Genomic DNA, 19,386 nt, shown 5'->3' on the forward strand with positions numbered 1-19,386 from the left:
GTAAACGGCCCACATGACGATTTCACGACGTTAACGTTACAAAAATATAATTCAAGGCCTATCTACTTGGTGAAAAAATAACATAGTGTTATGAAATGGCACAGCAGATCGGGATCAGCAATGAGTCAAATTCTGAGAGTTCGGCAGTTGGAGGCCCTGATGGCCGTGACCACCAACGGGTCTGTCACGGCCGCAGCGGCTGATCTGGGCGTGACCCAGCCAGCTGTCAGCAGATTGCTGTCCGATCTTGAAAAATCGCTTGGGTTTCAGCTTTTTGACCGCCGGGAAGGCCGATTGGTGCCAACGCAGGAGGTTCGCTATCTCTTGCCAAGTGTCGAGCGCGTTCTCGAATTGATGAGACAGATTTCGGATGTCAGCCAGGATATCACGCAACGCAAAGCAGGGCACATCCGTGTCGCGTGCCTGCCGGGATTTGCCACCAGCCATTTGCCCAAAGTCGTCGCCGGTTTCCTGAAGGATCGGCCCGGTGTCACCCTGACGATCGAACCTGACAGACCTGAACGCATTCTGGAATGGATGATCGGCGAGCAGTATGATTTCGGAATCACTGACAGCTTTCACGGTCATCCGGCCGTAGAAAGCAGGAACATCGACGTTCGCACGGTGTGCGTGTTCCCCACTGGGCACGAGTTGGAAGGCCTGTCCGAAATTACTCCGGCGGATCTTGCACACAGCAAAATCATCCACACCCGACGCGACAGCGACTTTTTCGGGCGGCTTTCAAAAGTGTTTCAACATGCCAATGTCGAATTGAACTCGCATATCGAGGTCAGGCAGTTCACGGCAGCATGTGAATTGGCGCTGGAAGGTGTTGGTGTCTCGGTCGTTAGCGAACTGGATGCTGTCCAATACACGTCGTGGGGATTGAGTTATCGGCCGTTCAAGCCGTCCTTGACGCATACCCTCTCGTTGGTGCGTCCAATTTTGAAGCAACCGTCATTGGTAACACTGGAATTCATCGAACAGTTTCAGGAAAGCCTGAGCCCTTTCAAGGTCGGGTAACCCCGCCTTCAACCATATTCCTGTGACACAGCAGGAACTGGTCCGACGATAATACCAGTGTTCCGGCTCAACCTTGTAAGTGACCTGCCTTTCGGCCGAAAGCCGTATGTGAACTGCTCATGCTTGGCGGGATTTACAGCGAAATTCACGGCCCCTTGGACCCGACTGATGTCGACACGGCGCCGCAGCAATTTACCGCAACGCCGTCCAACGTGGTATTTCTTCAGATCGCGGCCTTTCGGCTTTCATCCAGGTAAATTTCACGAAGGCGTTTGGCAATCGGACCGGGTGTACCATCACCCAGCGTGACTCCGTCAATTTCAACCACCGGCATCACGAAAGCACTGGCCGAGGTCGTGAAGGCCTCATCAGCCTCTTTGGCTTCGTCGATGGTAAACAGCCGCTCTTCAACTTCCATCTGTGCTTCGGCTGCCATGCGCAGCACGGCCTTGCGAGTGATCCCGTGCAGGATGTCGTTGGACAGCGGGCGAGTCACGATCTTGCCGTTCTTGACGAAATAGGCGTTGTTGCTGGTGCCCTCGGTTACAAAGCCGTCCTCGACCAGCCATGCATCGTCGCACCCCGCTTTCTTGGCCATCATCTTGCCCATCGAAGGGTAAAGCAGTTGCACGGTTTTGATGTCGCGGCGGCCCCAACGGATGTCCTCGATAGAGATGATCTTGGCACCTTTCCGTGCCGCCGGGCTGTCAGCCAGCCCGGGCTTGTTCTGGGTGAACAGAACGAGGCTTGGCTTGGTATCGGCCGAAGGGAAGACAAAATCCCGGTCGCCGTCACTGCCGCGCGAAACCTGAAGGTAAACCAGGCCCTCTTCGATGCCATTCAGATCAACCAGCTTGCGGTGGATTTCCAGCAGCTCTTCCTTGGTGCAGGGCTCGGCCATCTCCAGCTCGTCCAGAGACCGCTTCAGGCGCACCGCGTGACCCTCGAAATCGATCAGCTTGCCATCCAGCACACTGGTCACTTCGTAAACCGCGTCTGCAAACAGGAAGCCACGGTCAAAGATGGATACCTTGGCCTCGGTCTCGGGCAGGTATTCGCCATTTACATAAACGGTTCGGGTCATGTTTGTCTCCTCAGCCCCAGAGCGCCGCTTCGGGCGGGTGAACTCCGGCGTCGTCAAAAATCAGCGGGGTGTCGCGGTCTTCGGCCAACAGAAGCGGGCCGTCAAGGTCCGTCACCACCGCACCCTGCGCCAACAGTGTCGCGGGTGCCATGGCAAGCGAACTGCCAACCATGCAGCCGACCATGATGTCATACCCTTCCGCGATTGCGGCTTTGCGCAGTTCAAGCGCCTCGGTCAGGCCACCGGTCTTGTCGAGTTTGATGTTGATGACATCGTATTTCCCCTTAAGCCCGGGCAGGCTGGCGCGATCATGGCAGGACTCGTCGGCGCAGACGGGCACCGGGCGGTCCATACCGATCAAAGCGTCGTCGTCACCGGCCGGCAATGGCTGCTCGACCAGTGCCACGCCCAAACGCACAAGATGCGGGGCGAGGTCGGCGTAAACCTCGGCCGACCAGCCTTCGTTCGCATCCACGATGATCCTGGCGTTCGGAGCACCTGCGCGCACGGCCTCGAGCCGGGGCATGTCATCTGGCGTGCCCAGCTTGATCTTCAGAAGCGGGCGGTGCGCGTTCTCGGCCGCCTGAGACTGCATTGCCTCCGGAGCATCCAACGACAGAGTATAGGCCGTGATCTCGGGTCCGGGCACCGGCAGGCCCGCCAAATCCCAGGCGCGTTTTCCTGCGCGCTTGCTTTCCAGATCCCACAAAGCACAATCCACGGCGTTCCGGGCGGCACCGGCAGGCAGCAGGTCCATCAGCGACCGACGGCTAAACTCAGCAGGCAGACCGGCGATCTCGGCCTCGACCGACTCGAGCGTTTCGTCATAACGCGCATAAGGGACGCATTCGCCCCAGCCCTGATGCGTTCCGTCCGACACCTGCACCGTCAGCACCTTTGCTTCGGTCCGTGACCCGCGCGAGATGGTAAACACCTGCGCCAACGGAAACACATCGCGAGAGACCTCTATCTGCACGCACCCGCTCCTTCATCTTTTCCGGAATACTCACGCCGGAGGCGAAACACCCCCGCCACCGGCGCATTGTTCAGATCACATTGCGGCCAGCGCGTCCACCAGCTTACCGGCACCGAAGCGGAACGGGTCGGTTGCGGGCAGACCCAGCTCTTCCTCGACCTTGGCCAGATAAGCCTTGGCGTCGTCTTCGCTCAGGTTCTGCGTGTTGACCGACACACCCGCAACCTGACAGGCCGGATTTGCAATCCGCGCCAGCGGCAGGGCCGTGTCACGCAATTGCGCCAGTGTCGGCAGGGAATACTCGGGCAGACCACGCATATGGGTCCGGGTCGGTTCGTGGCACAGGATCAGTGCGTCGGGCTGCCCGCCATGGATCAGCGCCATGGTCACACCCGAATAAGAGACATGGAACAGCGACCCCTGCCCTTCAATGTGGTCCCAGTGATCCTCGTCATTGTCCGGTGTCAGATATTCGACCGAGCCAGCCATGAAGTCTGCAATGACCGCGTCCAGCGGAACACCCTGCCCGGTGATCAAGATGCCTGTCTGGCCTGTGGCACGGAATGTGGATTTCATGCCGCGCTTGCGCATCTCGGCATCCATCGACATCGCCGTGTACATCTTGCCTGCCGAGCAATCGGTTCCGACTGCGAGGCAACGCTTGCCAGTGCGCTTGCGGCCATTTGCGATCGGGTATCCGACAGTCGGCACACGCACGTCATGCAAGGTGCAACCATGCGTTTGTGCCGCGGCAACAAGATCACCTTCATCGCGCAGCAGGTTGTGCAAGCCCGAAGCCAGATCAAAGCCCATTTCCAGCGCTTCAATCAAAACTTCTTTCCAGGCATTGCTGATCACACCGCCACGGTTGGCGACACCGATAACCAGCGTTTTAGCGCCGGCCGCTTTGGCCTCGGTCAGGGTCATATCCTTCAGACCCAGATCAGCCTTGCAGCCGTCCATACGATATTGGCCGACGGCGTTTTCCGGGCGCCAATCCTTGATGCCCACAGCCACTTTGGCCGCCAATTGGTCGGGCGCATCGCCCAAAAACAGCAGGTACGGTGTCTCGATCATTGCGGTCACTCCTTTGATTCCGGCCTAAGCTAGAGAAGCGTTTAAACGAGCGTTTCGCGTTTTGGTCCGCCAAACACGGCAGGTACGCGACATTCTTGCGCCACGGACACAAAAGACGCAAAATTCTTCGAAGTTTTTAAAATGATTAAACTTTAATCACCACTTCCCAGCTGCTGACACGCAGCATTCTGCACCCGCATTGCCGCAGATGCACAATCTCCCTTGCGCCAGGTTGCGCAATTTAATACCTCATTGGGCGAGAATATCGCAATTTCATTACCCACACGAGGTCCAGATGAGCTTTCGCATCCAACCCGCCGCGCCTGCACGACCCAATCGCTGCCAACTGTTTGGTCCGGGATCGAATACCAAACTGTTCCCGAAAATGGCAGCTTCTGCTGCGGATGTGATCAACCTTGACCTTGAGGATTCGGTTGCTCCTTCGGACAAGGACATAGCCCGCGCCAATGTTATCGAAGCCCTGAACACTGTTGATTGGGGCAACAAATACATGTCCGTTCGCATCAACGGATTGGATACCCCCTATTGGTATCGTGACGTTGTCGACGTGTTGGAGCAGGCAGGCGACCGTCTGGACCAGATCATGATTCCCAAAGTCGGCTGCGCATCGGATGTCTATGCCGTGGATGCCCTTGTCACCGCCATTGAACGCGCCAGGGGCCGGACCAAACCGATCAGCTTCGAGGTCATTATCGAATCCGCAGCCGGTATCGCGCATGTGGAAGAGATCGCAGCCTCCTCTCCCCGCTTGCAGGCCATGAGCCTTGGAGCCGCAGATTTTGCGGCCTCGATGGGAATGCAGACCACGGGCATCGGCGGCACACAGGAAAACTATTACATGCTGCGCGAGGGTGAAAAACACTGGTCCGATCCGTGGCACTGGGCCCAAGCCGCCATCGTTGCCGCCTGCCGCACCCATGGGGTGCTGCCAGTGGATGGGCCATTCGGGGATTTCAGCGATGATGAGGGATACATCGCTCAGGCGAAACGCTCGGCCACGCTGGGCATGGTCGGCAAATGGGCGATCCACCCCAAGCAGATTGCACTGGCCAATCAGGTCTTTACCCCGTCGGATGAGGCCGTTTCCGAGGCGCGCGAAATCCTGGCCGCAATGGAACAGGCCAAAGCCAACGGTGAGGGTGCAACCGTCTATAAAGGCCGCCTTGTCGACATCGCCTCAATCAAGCAGGCCGAAGTCATCGTGGCGCAGGCCGAACTGATTGCGGCGGGCTGCTAAGCCATAAAAAGGGCGCTCCATCGAGCGCCCCTTTCAAATTCTTCAACGGCCAAAAACGTCATTGGGCGTCCATGTGAAGCGTTCCCCCTTCTTTCCTGACTTCATCATCAGGCAAGAGGTTCCCAGTTTCTGGAAATAGACGATCTTCAATGGATACCAGCCCGCCTTGGGCACTTCCACTTCGGTGCGTTGATTGGCTTCACAGCCCTGAATGCCATTTACCCGGCCAATCTGCTGACCGCCAACCCAAGCCTCTATCCCGTCATTCGACCAGGTTTCCAGCTCGTAAACGCCAGGTGAGTCAAAGCGCATATAGCCTGTGACCTCGGCGGCAACGTTGTAGGCTTGGTCGAAGGTCAAGACATCCTCACCCTTGCTGGTGTCCCTGTAGTCCAACCCGCGCAACGGCTTTCCGGGCTTCGCCGTAGACAGCATGCTTTTTGCCTGACTCAGATCCCGGATCTTCTTGTGTTGATTGCCTGTACCAGAGTATTTGACATTCAACCCCGCCTTCGGAGATGGCTGTGGATTGGCAGGTTGCAGTTTCAACGGGGCAGACAAAGCAGCCCCGGCAATGACCGAGATGGCAACTGCGATCGCCACTGTTCGAACGAGTTTCATCGTAATCTCCCTGTTTGCGTACCGTTTTGGCTGGGCGTTTCCCCTGGCAACGTCATTACAATGACACTAGGCCCTGAAAATTTGCGCTGCAAGAGAGTGTGGCTTCACATTTCCAGTGGTTAAGCACGCAGATCCTTGGGTGACCCCATGACCACATAGGATGTGATCGACGTGACATGAGGCAGCGTTCCCAGCACCTCGGTATGGAAGGTCTTGTAGGACGGCAGATCGGCGCATTCGACACGCAGCAGGTATTCGATTGTACCGGTTATGTTGTGGCATTCGACCACTTCGGGGGCTTGTTGCAGGGCCCGCTCGAACCCCTCTTGCGCCGCTTTCGTGTGTTCACCAAGACCGACCCCGATATAGGCGACAAAGCCGACACCCATCGCGGCCGGTTTCAGAACCGCACGATAGCCTGTGATTACGCCGGCCTTCTCAAGCTCTTGAACGCGACGCAGGCAGGCGGACGGAGACAGCCCGACCCGTTCGGCCAACTCCAGATTGCTGATGCGCCCATCACGGGTCAGTTCGTGCAATATCTGGCGATTTATCCGATCATTCTTCATCATAAGTTGCAGAAATAGCGGAAATGCGCACGAAAAAGCAATTTCATTTGCTGCCGGTCAGACGATACTTCGCAGCATGACTTACGACATCCTTCTGGCGCTCATCGCTTTTGCCTTCGTGACATCCATTACGCCCGGGCCGAACAATCTGATGCTGATGGCATCGGGTGCGAATTTCGGCTTTCGGCGTTCGATCCCGCATATGCTGGGCATTGGCCTTGGCTTCACGCTCATGGTGCTGCTGGTCGGTGCAGGGCTGGTTCAGGTCTTTGACCGGTACCCGGTCAGCTATTCAGTGCTGAAGGTCGTATCGGTGATCTATCTGCTTTATCTGGCATGGAAGATCGCGCATGCCGCGCCAGCCGCAGGCGATTTGGCAGCGGGGACACCCATGACGTTTCTGCAAGCCGCCGCCTTTCAGTGGGTGAACCCCAAAGCCTGGGCCATGGCCCTGACCGCCACAACCGCTTACACGCCCAGTCAGACCCTGCATGCGATTGCGCTTGTGGCGTTGGTTTTCGGGGCGGTCAACCTGCCATCGGTGAGCACATGGACCTTTCTCGGGCAGCAGATGTCGCGGGTGCTGACGAACCCGCGCAGGCTGGTTGCGTTCAACTGGACAATGGCGGTGCTGCTTGTGGCCTCGCTCTATCCCATTCTCTGGCCCAGTTGACCCAGACAGGTTTCGGCCAGCACATCCTCGGGCGCGGTGTCGGGTGGGTACAGGGTCAGACGCCGCGTTAGTTTGTCGTGGGTGCAGGCCAGAGCGCGCAGCGCGGGGTCTTTCTTGGCGGTGGCCATCAGTATCCGGTTTTCCATTCACCCATCTGAAATCGAACATCTTCACCACTCGGATCTTGCCGAGTTGCATCCGGAGCACCGTCAGGCCATATAGCATGGAACTTTCGCGTTGAGAGGCGTCATGACCCAGTATCTGGATTTCGAAAAACCGCTGGCTGAAATTGAAGGCAAGGCTGAAGAACTGCGTGCGTTGGCCCGCACCAACGAAGAGATGGACGTAACCGAAGAAGCCGCCGCGCTGGACGCCAAAGCCGCCAAGCTTCTGGATGAGCTTTATGCCGACCTGACCCCATGGCGGAAATGCCAGGTCGCCCGACACCCGGAACGCCCGCATTGCAACGATTACGTCAATGCCCTGTTTACCGAATTCACCCCTCTGGCCGGAGATCGCAATTTTGCCGATGATCTGGCGGTGATCGGCGGGCTTGCACGTTTCAACGATCAACCCGTCATGGTGATCGGCCATGAAAAAGGCAGCGACACCAAATCGCGGATCGAACGAAATTTCGGCATGGCCCGCCCCGAAGGCTATCGCAAGGCGGTCCGGCTGATGGAGATGGCCGGGCGGTTCGGCCTGCCAGTGATCACCCTGATCGACACCGCGGGCGCTTATCCCGGCAAAGGCGCCGAGGAACGCGGTCAGTCCGAAGCGATTGCCCGCTCGACCCAGATGTGTCTGAAGATCGGCGTGCCCCTGGTGTCGGTCATCATCGGCGAAGGCGGCTCGGGCGGGGCCGTGGCCTTTGCCTCCGCCAACCGCGTGGCAATGCTGGAACACTCGGTCTATTCGGTGATCTCGCCGGAAGGTTGCGCATCGATTCTTTGGAAAGATGCAGAAAAGATGCGTGAAGCGGCCGAGGCGCTGCGTCTGACCGCTCAGGATCTTCACAAGCTTGGCGTTTGCGACCGGATCATCCCTGAACCCAAGGGCGGCGCGCATCGCGATCGTCCGGCCGCTGTCGAGGCTGTACGCGCGGCTCTCACCGATATGCTGGCGGAACTGGACGGCAAAGACGCGGCGACCCTGATACAGGACCGCCGTCAAAAATTCCTCGATATCGGCTCGAAAGGGTTGGCGGCGTAACCGTCAGCCGCCCAACCTGCGCAACAACGCAACCGAGGGTTCTCCGGTGACCGCCAGGCCATTGGCGCTTTGATACGCGCTGATGGCAGACGTCGTGTTTTTGCCGATCACCCCGTCCGCGCCTTTCGTATCATACCCTTGGGATGTCAGCCGCCGTTGCAATTCCTTGCGGTCGTCCAATGTCAGACCGTTTGCATCTGGCCCGAACGAGGCCTGAAACGGCGCGCCACCGGCGATTCTGTCCGCCAGATGACCGACCCCGATCGCGTAACTGTCCGAATTGTTATAGCGCTTGATGACCTGAAAATTGCGGAAGACGACAATGCGCGGCCCGGGTTTCTGCGGTTGCAGCACGGCGACCGGCGTGCCGGAAACGGTTCCGACCTCGCCCCCCCAGGGCTGCCCCCGCACCCAGCCTGCGCGCGACAGGTAAGCAGCAGTCGAAGCCAGCGAATCCGTCGGATCGTCCGACCAGATATCGCGCCGCCCGTCGCCGGTGAAATCCACGGCATAGGCCAGGTAAGAGGTTGGAATGAACTGCGTGTGCCCCATCGCACCGGCCCAGCTGCCGGTCATCCTGTCTGGCGTGGTGTCACCATTCTGAAGGATCTTGAGCGCCGCGATCAACTGGCTTTCAAAGAACTGACCACGCCGCCCGTCATAGGCCAGCGTCGACAGGGCTGACACAACGGGCACATCGCCGCGACGCGCGCCATAGCGGCTTTCCAGCCCCCACACTGCAACGACGATTTCCTTGTCCACCCCGTACTGCGCCTCGATCTGCGACAGCGTCCCGTTGTATTGCCGCAGCATCTTCTGGCCGGTGCTGATCCGCTCGTCCGAGGCGGCAATGGCCAGGTAGTCTTCGAGCGAGCGTTTGAACTCTACCTGATTGCGGTCGCGCTCGATCACATCGGGCAGATACCCTGCCCCCTGAAAGGCGCGGTCAATCGTGGATTGTGAAATACCTTGCGATGCCGCCCTGCCCTTGAACCCGGCAACCCAGGCATCCCAACCCGCATTGGGAACAGCCCGCATACGCGATGCAGGCGCGCTGGATGGCGCACCGCCACCCGTGCAGGCGGCCAACAATGTTGATCCAAGGCAAATGGAAAAAGTCCGTCGAGTGATCATGGCTGTGGTCTGCTCTTGTTTGTGATTTGCCTCAAGAGTAACCCAGTCGGACTGAACAGGCCAGAACGGTGAAACCTTGAGCAGTAGGCGCGGGAATGTCGGCGGGATGCCGCTCAGCTCACCAGCAAGCGCAATCCCTGCGTCACGTCCGAACGGACCGCCAGGCGCAAGCCCGGTTCGTCCCCGGCCTTGAGGGCCGCAATGATCAGCTTGTGATAATGCGGTGGCTCAGTGCGCCTGAGACGCCCGTAAAGCGCCCTCATCGTCGGCCCGAGTTGCAGCCAGACCGTTTCGGCAATGGCCAACATCGCGGGCGCCTGAGCGCGCAGGTAAAGGGTGCGGTGAAATTCCAGATTTGAACGGATGTACCCAACCGCGTCCCGCTTGGTCACCATCTCGGCAACGGTCATGTTGATGGTCTGCAAGCGGTCGATCAGCGCAATATGCGCCCGGGGCAAAGCCCGGCTGGCCAGCTCGACTTCCAGCAACGCGCGCAACGCCGCCAATTCTTCTATCCGGTCGTTGGTCAACTCAGGTGTCGAGACTCGGCCGGAATTGGACAGGAACAAAGCCCCCTCGGCGGCCAGACGGCGCACGGCCTCTCGCGCCGGGGTCATCGAGACGCCGAATTCCTTGCCGATGCCACGCAAGGTCAGCGCCTGTCCCGGCGCCATCTCACCATGCATGATTCGAGACCTCAGGGCTCGGTACACCCGGTCATGAGTGGCAGTTTGGGTGTCAGACGGGCGTGTGCTCAACATCCGCTTATGTGATCACAAAACAGTGCAAGGTCAACTCGGCTTTGCGTCAAACCTGTAACGATGCAGCTCTGCCCCATTGTCACGCAACCAGCGGCGGGGTTGCTGGCAGGGGCCGAAAATGCTTTCCACCTGTTCCCAGAACGCGGGCGAGTGGTTCATCTCGACAAGATGCGCCACTTCATGCGCGGCCACATAGTGCAGCACCTCGGACGGCGCGAGAATGAGCCGCCACGAGAACATCAATCCACCCTGTGAACTGCATGATCCCCAACGTGACCGCGTGTCGCGCAGGCCGAGCGTGCTGTACGACCGCCCCAGCATTGCCGCGTAATCATCACACGCGCCAATCAATCGGTCCCGCGCCAATTCCTTCAGAAACCGGGCCAATCTGCGTGCCTCGGCCCCTTCGGGCACTGCGACCTCATCCGCCATCAACTGAACACGCCGACCCTTGGCGGGCACGATTCGCCGGACAACGCCTTCAATCGGTATCTTCTGTCCGAACTGCACCACGGCCGTTTCCGGCCTGTCCTGCAAATGCTGGCGAATCCACTCTTCCTTGGTACGTGCGAAACTCAGCGCCTCGGATTCAGGCACACCGACCGGATAGGTCAGCGTAACCCTGCCATCCAGTTGAGAAATTCGCAAACTGATGCGCCGCGCCCGGGCGGATTTGCGCAGCCTCAGCGGCACCGGTGGTGTCCCTGGCAGTGCATGCTCTCCCATATCGCGACCTCTCTTGCGCAAAGACTTTGACAGTGCTCTCTGCCTGTGGCAGGTGAGCTGAATCATTTAGACGACTCACCTGATATCAAGGGGATTTGACATGCCCAAGGAAGAATGGGGCGTAAAGCGCGTTTGCCCGACCACCGGTAAGCGATTCTACGACCTGAACAAGGACCCGATCATCAGCCCCTACACTGGCGAGATCGTGGAGCTTGAAACATCCAAAAGCCGCATGATCGCGGCGGATGCAGAAGATGCCGCCTCGGTCAAAGCGCGTGAAAACGCGTCGGAAGAGGACCTGGTTCTGGATGACGACGACTCTGTCGACGTCGAACTGGATGACGATCTGCTGGATGACGATGATGACACCAGTGATGACGTGTCGCTGGATGATATCACCGACATGTCTTCGGAAGACGAAAACTGATCAAGTCAAAGGCGACCACAGGGTCGCCTTTTTCGTTCCACGGACAGCTTAGTGCGGAAATTCGCGTTCGATTCCATTTTTGGACTTGCACTCGTCGTCACTGTCTCCTAAACGTCCGTCCACCGCATCAGCGGTACCTAGATGGGGCCTTAGCTCAGTTGGGAGAGCGCTTGCATGGCATGCAAGAGGTCAGGGGTTCGACTCCCCTAGGCTCCACCAAAACCTAACAATACAACTAGATAGCAAGCATTAGAGCGGTGTGACACACAGGTGTGACACAAAATGAAGCTGCATGCGTATCTCTCACTGTCCCGACATGGCATCTACTACTTCCGTTGGCCCCTACCCGACACAACACCAAAACCCCGGTCTAGACCAAGCACCACACGTAGGACCCTTCGGGTGTCGTTGCGTACAAGATGCCCTAAAGAGGCTGGTACTCTGGCACGGCGTCTTGCAGTGTGCGGCGACACAATAACAAAGCACATAGAACAATCGGGCATGAACTACGGCGAACTACGAACAAAGGTGCATGGGCATTTCAAGAGAGTGTTGGAAAGGGCAAAGGCGCGCAGGGATGAACTCGGCCCATACACCGAGGGTGAAAAAGAGCGCATTATTGATACCCTCCAATACTATGAGATGGATAATGAAGACTACTGGGACTTGATGGGCAAGGAATACGCCACGCGGGAATACCAAAAATTCTGCGATGCAACTGACGTAGCCCAAGCCCAGCCTGTCGAGACACGGTGGGCTATCCTTGATGAAATTCGAAAAGCACAAGCCAGTTTTTACAACGCTCTACTGGAACACGACAAGACCTTCGAGAAATACGATTTCAGCACGAAGCCCAGCGCGGCTGTGAGCGCACCAGAAAGCGCCCAACCCACTTCCAGCAGTGCCCCAGTCAAAGTTCCAATGAAGCCCCCAGAGGCGTCTTCTGGTCCGCTACTGTCCGTTCTGTTTGCCGAGAAAAAAGCTGAGGTGGAACAGATAGGCCGATGGTCAGCCAAGCTGTTGAACGACTATCAGGCTTGGATAGACCTGTTCACCGAATTGCAAGGCGACCGTCCAATTCTCGACTACAAAAAAGCTGACGCACGCGACTTTAAGACTGTCCTGCTTGAGCTTCCCAGTAACAGGAACAAACTACCGCAAACGATTGGCCTACCTCCCAGAGACGCTATAAAAGCAGCCAAAGACCACTGCCTGCCTACTTTATCTGCAGGTACAGTTAACAAAGCCTTGGGAAGGCTGCAGGGGATATGGAAGTGGGCAGATAAACAGCTGGACGTAGAGGTCGCAGACATCTTTGGACCGATGAAGGTAGATGAAAACAATAAAGCCAGAAACCAACACGACCCGTTTAGCAAAGAGCAACTGCACACCATCTTTAACAGCCCACTGTACACCGGGTGCAAATCTAGGCGGCTCCGCACAGTGCCGGGAGATACAAACCTAAACGATACCAGTTGGTATTGGCTTCCTCTACTTGGCCTATGGACAGGCGCAAGACTGAACGAACTGTGCCAATTACACGTTGACGATATCGACCAAGAGGAAGGTGTGCCCTTCATTCGTGTCCACGAAGGCAATGAGGATCAGCGCGTCAAGTTTGGTAAGAGCAGGCTTGTTCCTATACACCCCGAGTTAATCGAAGTTGGCTTCCTACACTTCATAAAGGCGCAACGGCAGGCAGGCCAAGAGCGGGTATTCCCTGAACTAAAGCTAGGAGCAACAGGCTACTACTCAGATCAGGCCAGCAAAGACTTAAGTCGCTACATCGACAGAATTGGTGCGAAGACAGGCAAGACCTCGTTCCACTCTTTCCGCCATAACTTCAAAGACGCTTGCCGTAATGCCGGTGTACAACCTGACATCAATGACATCCTCTTGGGTCATGCGTTGCCCGGTATGGCTGGGCGCTATGGCGACGGAAACGTACCTTTGCAGGTGCTCCACGAAGCCAATTGCAAGGTAACGCACGCAAGCCTTTCGCTATGCCACATCACCGGATTTGAGGCCGAGTGTGCCTAACACTTAATTCACGTTATCCGCTCTACGTCAGAAACCCCAAGTTTTGAAAAAGGGGTCTTTAGTAAGCGCAGCATGTTTACTCTTTATAGCTGCGTAAGTCTTAGATGCGGCGGTGTTGTGCCTAACACTCAGGATTTGCAGGGCTTTCGGGAAGTATAGCTTTGATGGAAAAGAGAAGTTGTCGTTTTTGAGGTAGTTAGAACACTGTTTGACAAAGGCCACGTCGTGAATAAGCGCGAAATGATAATCCAACACGCTTTGACATGCGTTGTTGTCCGTCGACCGCAACAATTGAAGATATTCTATTCCTGTAGTGCCTCCTGCTCCATGCAGTCTGGGGTACAGCCCAGCAAAAGTTCGCCCTAACCAATAGTCGCCCTTCCACATTGGCAGTAACTCCTTTGCGTGGGACAATATCTGGTCAGGTGTGCCATGCCTGCCAAACAACAGAGTTGCCGCATAGGCTCCTATCATACCTCTTTGCTTCATGAAGCCCACAGCTTCTTGAATGCCATTGTTTAGCTTAGTGGTCTTTTTCAGCTTAGCGTGAACGCAAAAGTTGGCGAACTCTATGTATGCCACATCGTCCACAAAAACCCCCGCCTTGAGAATGCGTAGTAGCTTGTTGAAAGCATCATTTGGACGGTTTGTGTGTACTAGCGTTCTGAACGCCGAGGAGCGCATTCCCGGTGAATTTCTAACCAACCATACTAAGTCGTCTACTGGGGGCTGCACCTCGCACTTGCGCAGCAAAGTGAATGTTCGCTTGTGTATCTTCGATCCATTGCCTTGAGAGAAGGGCGAGCTCTTTGATGGTCCGCCTTTCGGTGTACGGTTGAGCCACTTTTCGTACACCCTCAATACTGACTGGCCTATACGCGGCTTAAGTGTGCTAAACGATGCAGTCAGTTCGATGAGCCTAGCGTAGCGGTCGAGGTCACCATTCTCTTTCACACAAAAGTGCTTAAAGGCGTCCTGTTGAGTTAGTATCTTTGTCTTTGCTGAGTTGAGCCGCAACTGTCTAGCTTGCAGGGTCAAATCAATGTCTCGCACAACCGTTTTGGCCTCAACGATTGTTCTAACACCAAAATCTATATCGTCCATGAAGCGCGCGTAGTTCCGGTACGAGTGCTTCTCAACCACCCGGTCGAGCTCAAAAAGCATTGCATTCGCCAATACTCGTGGTGCTTCGGTTTCTATTTGTGGCATGCCCATTTCTTGGCGCGGCATATAGTCCGGCACCCAAGCCAACTCATTCAACAAATGGATTAGGAGATCGAGAAGCGCTTCTTCTACATCGCAGATTGAGGCTACTATGTTCCTCAGGTGCTTAAAGTTGATGAAGTCGTAAAAGTTTGCGACGTCTGTAACCACTACATATTTGTTTTCACGAGAAAACTTCAGGACCTGCTTCTGAAACCTCTTCCATGATGCAACCGCGCCATAGTCGCTGTCCGATATTGTCATTTTGCCTGAAGACCACTTCATGTCTCCGGGCTCAAAAAAGGCCGCTTTTGAGGGTGAACTTTTTACAATCTGGGAGTGCAGTCGAGTGGAAAGGCATTGAAGAACAATCAGGTCCTGTGGCTGCACCACCATCATTTGCCTGCATAATCCACGCGACTTTTCGACAAGGTAGGTTTGTGGTCTACTTGGCCTATACGCGGCACCCGCGATCTCTCTTGAGGCTCGCTGAGCTAAGCTGTCTAAGTCCGCGTCTATGTCACGAAACTCAATGAGGTCCCATAGAACCTGTTTTCTCAGTTGAGGTTTGACCTTCTTTTTCCAAGCATTTTTTATCAATTTAGGGCTTGTACAGCTCTGAATACTTGGCTCCGAGAAAACAAACTTAGGTGATCGCATCTAAATGCTCGCAAAATATTTGAGGGAAACCGAATATGCGTTCACCCGTAATAGGTGCAATGTAGCCCTGAGAGGGAGCGCAGTGAAGCCCAACAAGAATTTTTAGCGAATTTTTGTTTGCCCCTATCTAATTATTAAACAAGAAGAACTGCCCCCGCACCCCCATGTTGCCTCACTCCATGGCCGCCGTATCTTAGCGTGGGCACGGTCGCAAAACTTGGTCACGCATTCATAGTCACTAAGGCGTGCGGAGAACTCCATCGTCTCGCTAGGCCCTGATCTTCTCCTCCGCTGAATACTGTTTGCGTGTGGCGCGACGGATGTCTTTGACGACCTTCTCACCGTGGCTTTGCTTGGTTCCGGGTTTCTGTCTCATCTCCACTCCTTGGTGGTTACGATGTGCCAGAAACCCTCTCTTATCAAATCGACCTAAACTGTCCCATTGGCGCTGACGTCAGACAAAAAGCACAAATAACAGTCGGGCATGAACTACGCACAATGATGCCCGGGGGCTCAAGAGTGCTTTGGCAAGGACAAAGGCGCGTGGGATAAATTCAGCCTTTTCAATGAGTCTCAGAGGGAGCGCATGATTGATACCATTCGATACTGCGAATTGGGCCATGAAGACTAAGGTGAGAATGCAGCGCACAAAACCGCATCGCAGACACGGTTTGCTTTTTTGCATCTCAGACCACCAGTAAGCGATCTTGTTCCGGGGGGATGAACTGTATGGCGTTGTCACGGGCGCTCCCGTGCATTAGCGTCCTGCACCATGGTCATCCGGCGATATTCACTTGTTCTATTGGTTGGCGTTCTGGTCATCCTGACCGGCATTGGCGGTGTTGCGCACGCGCTGTCGAAGGGCTGCGTGGGCCTTCACTGTGAGCACCATACGCAACCTTCCGAACACTCTGCATTGGCAACGAGCGAAGACGTCTCGGCTTCAGGTCATCATCATGATCCGGAGAGTTCCGAAACCGGAGAGTGCAATCCCTTTATCTGCCAAGCCGTTGCATTGCCGTTCCAAGTCAGTGAAGATGCCAAGGGTCGGCGTGATACTGACCCGGAGCTCCATGCTGGAACCCAAGTCAAGCTGAGTGAACCGGGCGCAATCTACAGGCCCCCTGACCTTTGAAGCAGCACGAATCCCTGCGGATGTACGCGACCAGCACGTGCGGCTGTTCGCGATGTGCCGCAGCGTTACCAGCTTCCTAAATGTCAGGACCAATCCATGAATAAAAGTCACTTTCTAATCGGCGCATGCGCTGTCGCTGCGGTCGCCGCTTTCATAACTCTTCGCCCCGGCGGAATCGAAGAAGCCACACCGCATGAAACACCCATAGGCGACGCCATGGTCGCAATTCGGATGCCGACCATCGAAGGCAATGCCGCAATCGGCCAGCGTGTTTTTGAGGTCTCCTGCGCGTCGTGCCACGGCGCCAACGCGGTCGGTGTAGAGGGTGCGGGGCCGCCCCTGATCCACAAAATATACGAACCCAGTCACCATGCGGATGAAGCCTTTCAGAGGGCGGTTTCACAAGGTGTAAGAAGCCACCATTGGCAGTTTGGCGACATGCCGCCCGTGGAGGGGCTGACACGAGGTGACGTTGCCATGGTGATCGCCTACATTCGCGAAATCCAGCGTGCCAACGGAATAAACTGAGGGTAACCCAATGAAGAAGATCATGACATTTGCGCTTATGGTTGCGCTTGCCAACGGCGCACTGGCGCATTCCAAGGTCGAAGAAACAACCCCTGCCAACGGCTCCAGAATAGCGGATGTGCCTGCTGAAATTGGCCTCAACTTCTCAAAAAACATCCGGCTGACACGGATAGAGATGGCCCATGAAGAACACTCGGCAGTAAGCTTGGATTTAGGTGACCAGACAAATTTTGGTCAGGCGTTCACGATCCCACTGCCGAGCAATGGAACGGGCACCTATGTCATCGAATGGCGCGGTTTGGGTGAAGACGGCCATGCGATGCAGGGCGCGTTTTCCTTTACCGTGGATTGAGCATGCCAGACATCTGGGCGATTGGCGCGATCCTCGCAAAGCTGGTGCTCTACATCGGCTTTGCGGGCTCCGCCGGGCTTGTGATTGTTGGATGCCTCTATTCCGGCCTTGTCGCGCCGGTGAACCTTGCGATGACGCGTCAGGCCAGGGCCTTGGCATGGCTTGCTCTTGTCGCGACAGCAGTTGGCTTCTTGCTTCGTGGGGCCGCCTTGACAGGCGGGCTTGACGGCATGGTCGATCCGAAGATGCTTGGCCTGCTGTGGCAGACATCCGTGGGCGACGCACTTGTTTATCGCCTTTCTGGCGCAGTGTTGATCCTTGTGGGGCTGTCCGTTCCTCGCTTTGGTCAGTGGATCGCGCTGTTGGGTGGCACGATCGCTCTGTGGTCGTTTGCGCAGATCGGGCACGTGCCGGAACTAGAGAGCTTTGGTATCCAGCTCCTGCTCCTGCTGCACCTGTTGTGTGTAGCTTTCTGGGTGGGCATCTTCAGCCCGCTGCGGAATATGGCCCTTGCTCCTGAACACCTGAAGGATGCTGCTGAACTCGGTCATGTCTTTGGGCAAGCTGCCACTTGGCTTGTGCCGGCGTTGATCGTGGCGGGCCTTTGGATGGCCTGGTTGCTTGTCGGCAATCTCCAAGAGCTGCTGTTCACTGGCTACGGGCAGGCGTTGTTGCTCAAAGTGTTTTTTGTGGCGCTGCTGTTGTTTCTTGCCGCCGCAAACAAGCTCCGATTTGTTCCGGCCATGCAAGGTGGAGAGGTCAAGGCAGCGCAACGCCTCGCCCGCTCTATCGAGGTTGAGGCATTGATGGTGTTGGTGGTGCTGGCAACAACGGCAACACTCACGAGTGTTCTGGCGCTTCCGAATTCGGGCCATTAGAGCGGGCCAGACACCGGTGCGCGCGCAGTGTGCAGCAACGGCAGCGGCGGTGCACGATCCGATGCGAACAAGGAAGACAATCCCACTCAGGGCCCGCCGACCCTTGCCGCGGTGCCTAGCCATTGGGCTTTAGCAAACAGGGTTCAAACAGTGCCACCTGCCCGCCTGTCAACCGTAAGAAATCAAGCTTGCTCACCGCCTGTCTTTCGAACCATCAACACGCGACCTGCCGAATTCACTGGGGTCTGAACCCTGCAGCTGCCCCTCAGAACCTTAATGAAAGACAGGACATGCCACCATCAAGCTTTGCACAATCGGTATTGTCAATTTCAACGACCTCATAGCCTTCGCGGTCCAGCATCTCTGCGGTGCGCGGAAACCCAGCGGCCATCAGCACCAGGTTGTTGAACCTAATCGCGTTTGCCGCCGCCTCCTCGCCGTCAGCTACATGCAGCACCCGGTAGCCTTCAAAACAGCCCGAAGCGTCCAATCGCCGGGTCGCAAGGATCGTCTCGGCATCCATCAGCGAACAATCCGTTTTGAAGTGCAAAACGCCCTCGGGTGTGAACACTTCCCGCAGTTTGTGACCCCATTCCGAGGTGATTTTCGCCAGTTCCTGAACACCTTCCGCGTCAGTGCGGTCTGACCGGCCCACAAGAATTTCGCGGCCGGTTACAAGGATGTCTCCACCCTCGATATGGCCGGGACCATTGATCTGTGTGACCGTTTCATAGCAGGTCCGCAGTGCCGGGGCGATCTCGGCCACTTCCCCCATTCGCGAAGGCGCGCCCGGCCGCATCAACACAGCACCCTGCGGCAGGCACAGGGCCGTATCTTCCACAAACTGCGCGTCAGGGAACGCATCCAGGGGATCAAGCTCGATCACCTCGGCCCCGGTGCTTTTCAGTGCTGCCACGTATGCCCCATGCGCGGCCGTCATCCCATCGAAATCCGGGTTTCCGATATCTTCTGCGCGCAATCCGTCAGCGATGGTCGGGGCCGGGCGGCGGGTGATGGCGCGGGAAAACTCAAAAGTTGGGTCTGACATG

Annotated in this window: 20 protein-coding genes and 1 tRNA gene; 10 read left to right on the plus strand and 11 right to left on the minus strand. The window is 56.5% G+C overall.

Annotated elements, in window-relative coordinates; all coding sequences use genetic code 11:
• Positions 1-120 precede the first annotated feature (120 nt).
• Entirely contained in the window at positions 121-1,023 is a 903-nt protein-coding gene (locus I9185_RS08365; protein WP_210092756.1) for a LysR substrate-binding domain-containing protein, read from the plus strand.
• 223 nt (positions 1,024-1,246) lie between these two features.
• Here the strand turns inward: I9185_RS08365 and I9185_RS08370 are convergent, their stop codons facing one another.
• The 3 genes from I9185_RS08370 to dgcN form a co-directional block, all read right to left on the minus strand.
• The gene (locus I9185_RS08370) at positions 1,247-2,107 is read right to left on the minus strand and encodes a D-amino-acid transaminase (RefSeq protein WP_152459035.1); all 861 of its coding nucleotides are present in this window, start codon (positions 2,105-2,107) and stop codon (positions 1,247-1,249) included.
• Between the two features lie 10 nt (positions 2,108-2,117).
• Positions 2,118-3,083 (minus strand): N-acetyl-D-Glu racemase DgcA, encoded by a 966-nt coding sequence (gene dgcA, locus I9185_RS08375; RefSeq protein WP_210092757.1) that lies wholly within the window; start codon positions 3,081-3,083, stop codon positions 2,118-2,120.
• A 75-nt stretch (positions 3,084-3,158) separates the two neighbouring features.
• Complete coding sequence (dgcN, locus tag I9185_RS08380) at positions 3,159-4,160, minus strand: N-acetyltransferase DgcN (protein ID WP_210092758.1); 1,002 nt, start codon at positions 4,158-4,160, stop codon at positions 3,159-3,161.
• 295 nt (positions 4,161-4,455) lie between these two features.
• Here dgcN and I9185_RS08385 point away from each other — a divergent pair, with 295 nt between their 5' ends.
• Positions 4,456-5,418 (plus strand): L-malyl-CoA/beta-methylmalyl-CoA lyase, encoded by a 963-nt coding sequence (locus tag I9185_RS08385; RefSeq protein WP_171722722.1) that lies wholly within the window; start codon positions 4,456-4,458, stop codon positions 5,416-5,418.
• A 42-nt stretch (positions 5,419-5,460) separates the two neighbouring features.
• Here the strand turns inward: I9185_RS08385 and I9185_RS08390 are convergent, their stop codons facing one another.
• Both I9185_RS08390 and I9185_RS08395 read right to left on the minus strand, forming a co-directional pair.
• On the minus strand, positions 5,461-6,039 hold the full coding sequence (locus I9185_RS08390) for a PA14 domain-containing protein (protein WP_210092759.1): 579 nt from the start codon (positions 6,037-6,039) through the stop codon (positions 5,461-5,463).
• A 119-nt stretch (positions 6,040-6,158) separates the two neighbouring features.
• On the minus strand, positions 6,159-6,611 hold the full coding sequence (locus tag I9185_RS08395; RefSeq protein WP_171634561.1) for an Lrp/AsnC family transcriptional regulator: 453 nt from the start codon (positions 6,609-6,611) through the stop codon (positions 6,159-6,161).
• Between the two features lie 73 nt (positions 6,612-6,684).
• Between I9185_RS08395 and I9185_RS08400 the strand changes: the two genes are divergently transcribed.
• Positions 6,685-7,281: a LysE family translocator gene (locus I9185_RS08400; protein WP_210092760.1), complete on the plus strand. Its 597-nt coding sequence runs from the start codon at positions 6,685-6,687 to the stop codon at positions 7,279-7,281.
• Here the strand turns inward: I9185_RS08400 and I9185_RS08405 are convergent.
• Positions 7,257-7,427 (minus strand): hypothetical protein, encoded by a 171-nt coding sequence (locus tag I9185_RS08405; RefSeq protein ID WP_210092761.1) that lies wholly within the window; start codon positions 7,425-7,427, stop codon positions 7,257-7,259. The two genes, I9185_RS08400 and I9185_RS08405, sit on opposite strands and share 25 nt — an antisense overlap.
• 103 nt (positions 7,428-7,530) lie before the next feature.
• Here I9185_RS08405 and I9185_RS08410 point away from each other — a divergent pair, with 103 nt between their 5' ends.
• Entirely contained in the window at positions 7,531-8,493 is a 963-nt protein-coding gene (locus I9185_RS08410; protein ID WP_210092762.1) for an acetyl-CoA carboxylase carboxyltransferase subunit alpha, read from the plus strand.
• Between the two features lie 3 nt (positions 8,494-8,496).
• Here I9185_RS08410 and I9185_RS08415 read toward each other — a convergent pair whose 3' ends face one another.
• From I9185_RS08415 to I9185_RS08425, 3 genes are all read right to left on the minus strand, one after another.
• Positions 8,497-9,627, minus strand: a complete 1,131-nt coding sequence (locus tag I9185_RS08415) for a lytic murein transglycosylase (RefSeq protein WP_210092763.1) — start codon at positions 9,625-9,627, stop codon at positions 8,497-8,499.
• A gap of 113 nt (positions 9,628-9,740) precedes the next feature.
• Positions 9,741-10,388 carry a GntR family transcriptional regulator gene (locus I9185_RS08420; RefSeq protein ID WP_170346010.1) on the minus strand — a complete coding sequence of 216 codons (648 nt, stop codon included), beginning with the start codon at positions 10,386-10,388 and terminating at the stop codon, positions 9,741-9,743.
• Positions 10,389-10,418: 30 nt separating this feature from the next.
• On the minus strand, positions 10,419-11,114 hold the full coding sequence (locus I9185_RS08425; protein ID WP_245217951.1) for a SprT family zinc-dependent metalloprotease: 696 nt from the start codon (positions 11,112-11,114) through the stop codon (positions 10,419-10,421).
• 100 nt (positions 11,115-11,214) lie between these two features.
• Here I9185_RS08425 and I9185_RS08430 point away from each other — a divergent pair, with 100 nt between their 5' ends.
• The 3 genes from I9185_RS08430 to I9185_RS08440 all read left to right on the plus strand — a co-directional run bounded on the left by I9185_RS08430 (position 11,215) and on the right by I9185_RS08440 (position 13,581).
• A complete protein-coding gene (locus I9185_RS08430; RefSeq protein WP_171634574.1) occupies positions 11,215-11,541 on the plus strand; it encodes a TIGR02300 family protein in 327 nt (108 codons plus the stop codon).
• Positions 11,542-11,684: 143 nt separating this feature from the next.
• A tRNA-Ala gene (locus tag I9185_RS08435) sits at positions 11,685-11,760 on the plus strand.
• Between the two features lie 282 nt (positions 11,761-12,042).
• On the plus strand, positions 12,043-13,581 hold the full coding sequence (locus I9185_RS08440; RefSeq protein WP_210092764.1) for a site-specific integrase: 1,539 nt from the start codon (positions 12,043-12,045) through the stop codon (positions 13,579-13,581).
• 27 nt (positions 13,582-13,608) lie between these two features.
• On the opposite strand, the gene I9185_RS08445 is transcribed toward I9185_RS08440, so the two are convergent.
• A complete protein-coding gene (locus I9185_RS08445) occupies positions 13,609-15,069 on the minus strand; it encodes an RNA-directed DNA polymerase (RefSeq protein ID WP_210092765.1) in 1,461 nt (486 codons plus the stop codon).
• 1,606 nt (positions 15,070-16,675) lie between these two features.
• Here I9185_RS08445 and I9185_RS08450 point away from each other — a divergent pair.
• Genes I9185_RS08450 through I9185_RS08460 form a run of 3 tightly spaced genes read left to right on the plus strand, consistent with a single transcriptional unit; the run spans position 16,676 to position 18,337 of the window.
• Positions 16,676-17,107 (plus strand): cytochrome c, encoded by a 432-nt coding sequence (locus tag I9185_RS08450; RefSeq protein ID WP_210092766.1) that lies wholly within the window; start codon positions 16,676-16,678, stop codon positions 17,105-17,107.
• Positions 17,108-17,117: 10 nt separating this feature from the next.
• Positions 17,118-17,459, plus strand: coding sequence for a copper resistance CopC family protein (locus tag I9185_RS08455; protein ID WP_210092767.1), 342 nt, complete (start codon positions 17,118-17,120; stop codon positions 17,457-17,459).
• A gap of 2 nt (positions 17,460-17,461) precedes the next feature.
• Positions 17,462-18,337 carry a CopD family protein gene (locus I9185_RS08460; RefSeq protein ID WP_210092768.1) on the plus strand — a complete coding sequence of 292 codons (876 nt, stop codon included), beginning with the start codon at positions 17,462-17,464 and terminating at the stop codon, positions 18,335-18,337.
• Between the two features lie 265 nt (positions 18,338-18,602).
• Here the strand turns inward: I9185_RS08460 and I9185_RS08465 are convergent, their stop codons facing one another.
• Positions 18,603-19,385: an arginine deiminase family protein gene (locus I9185_RS08465; RefSeq protein WP_210092769.1), complete on the minus strand. Its 783-nt coding sequence runs from the start codon at positions 19,383-19,385 to the stop codon at positions 18,603-18,605.
• Between the last annotated feature and the right edge of the window lies 1 nt (position 19,386).

The sequence above is a fragment of the Ruegeria sp. HKCCSP346 genome, from assembly GCF_017872595.1.
In the GTDB taxonomy this organism is placed as follows: Bacteria; Pseudomonadota; Alphaproteobacteria; order Rhodobacterales; family Rhodobacteraceae; genus Ruegeria.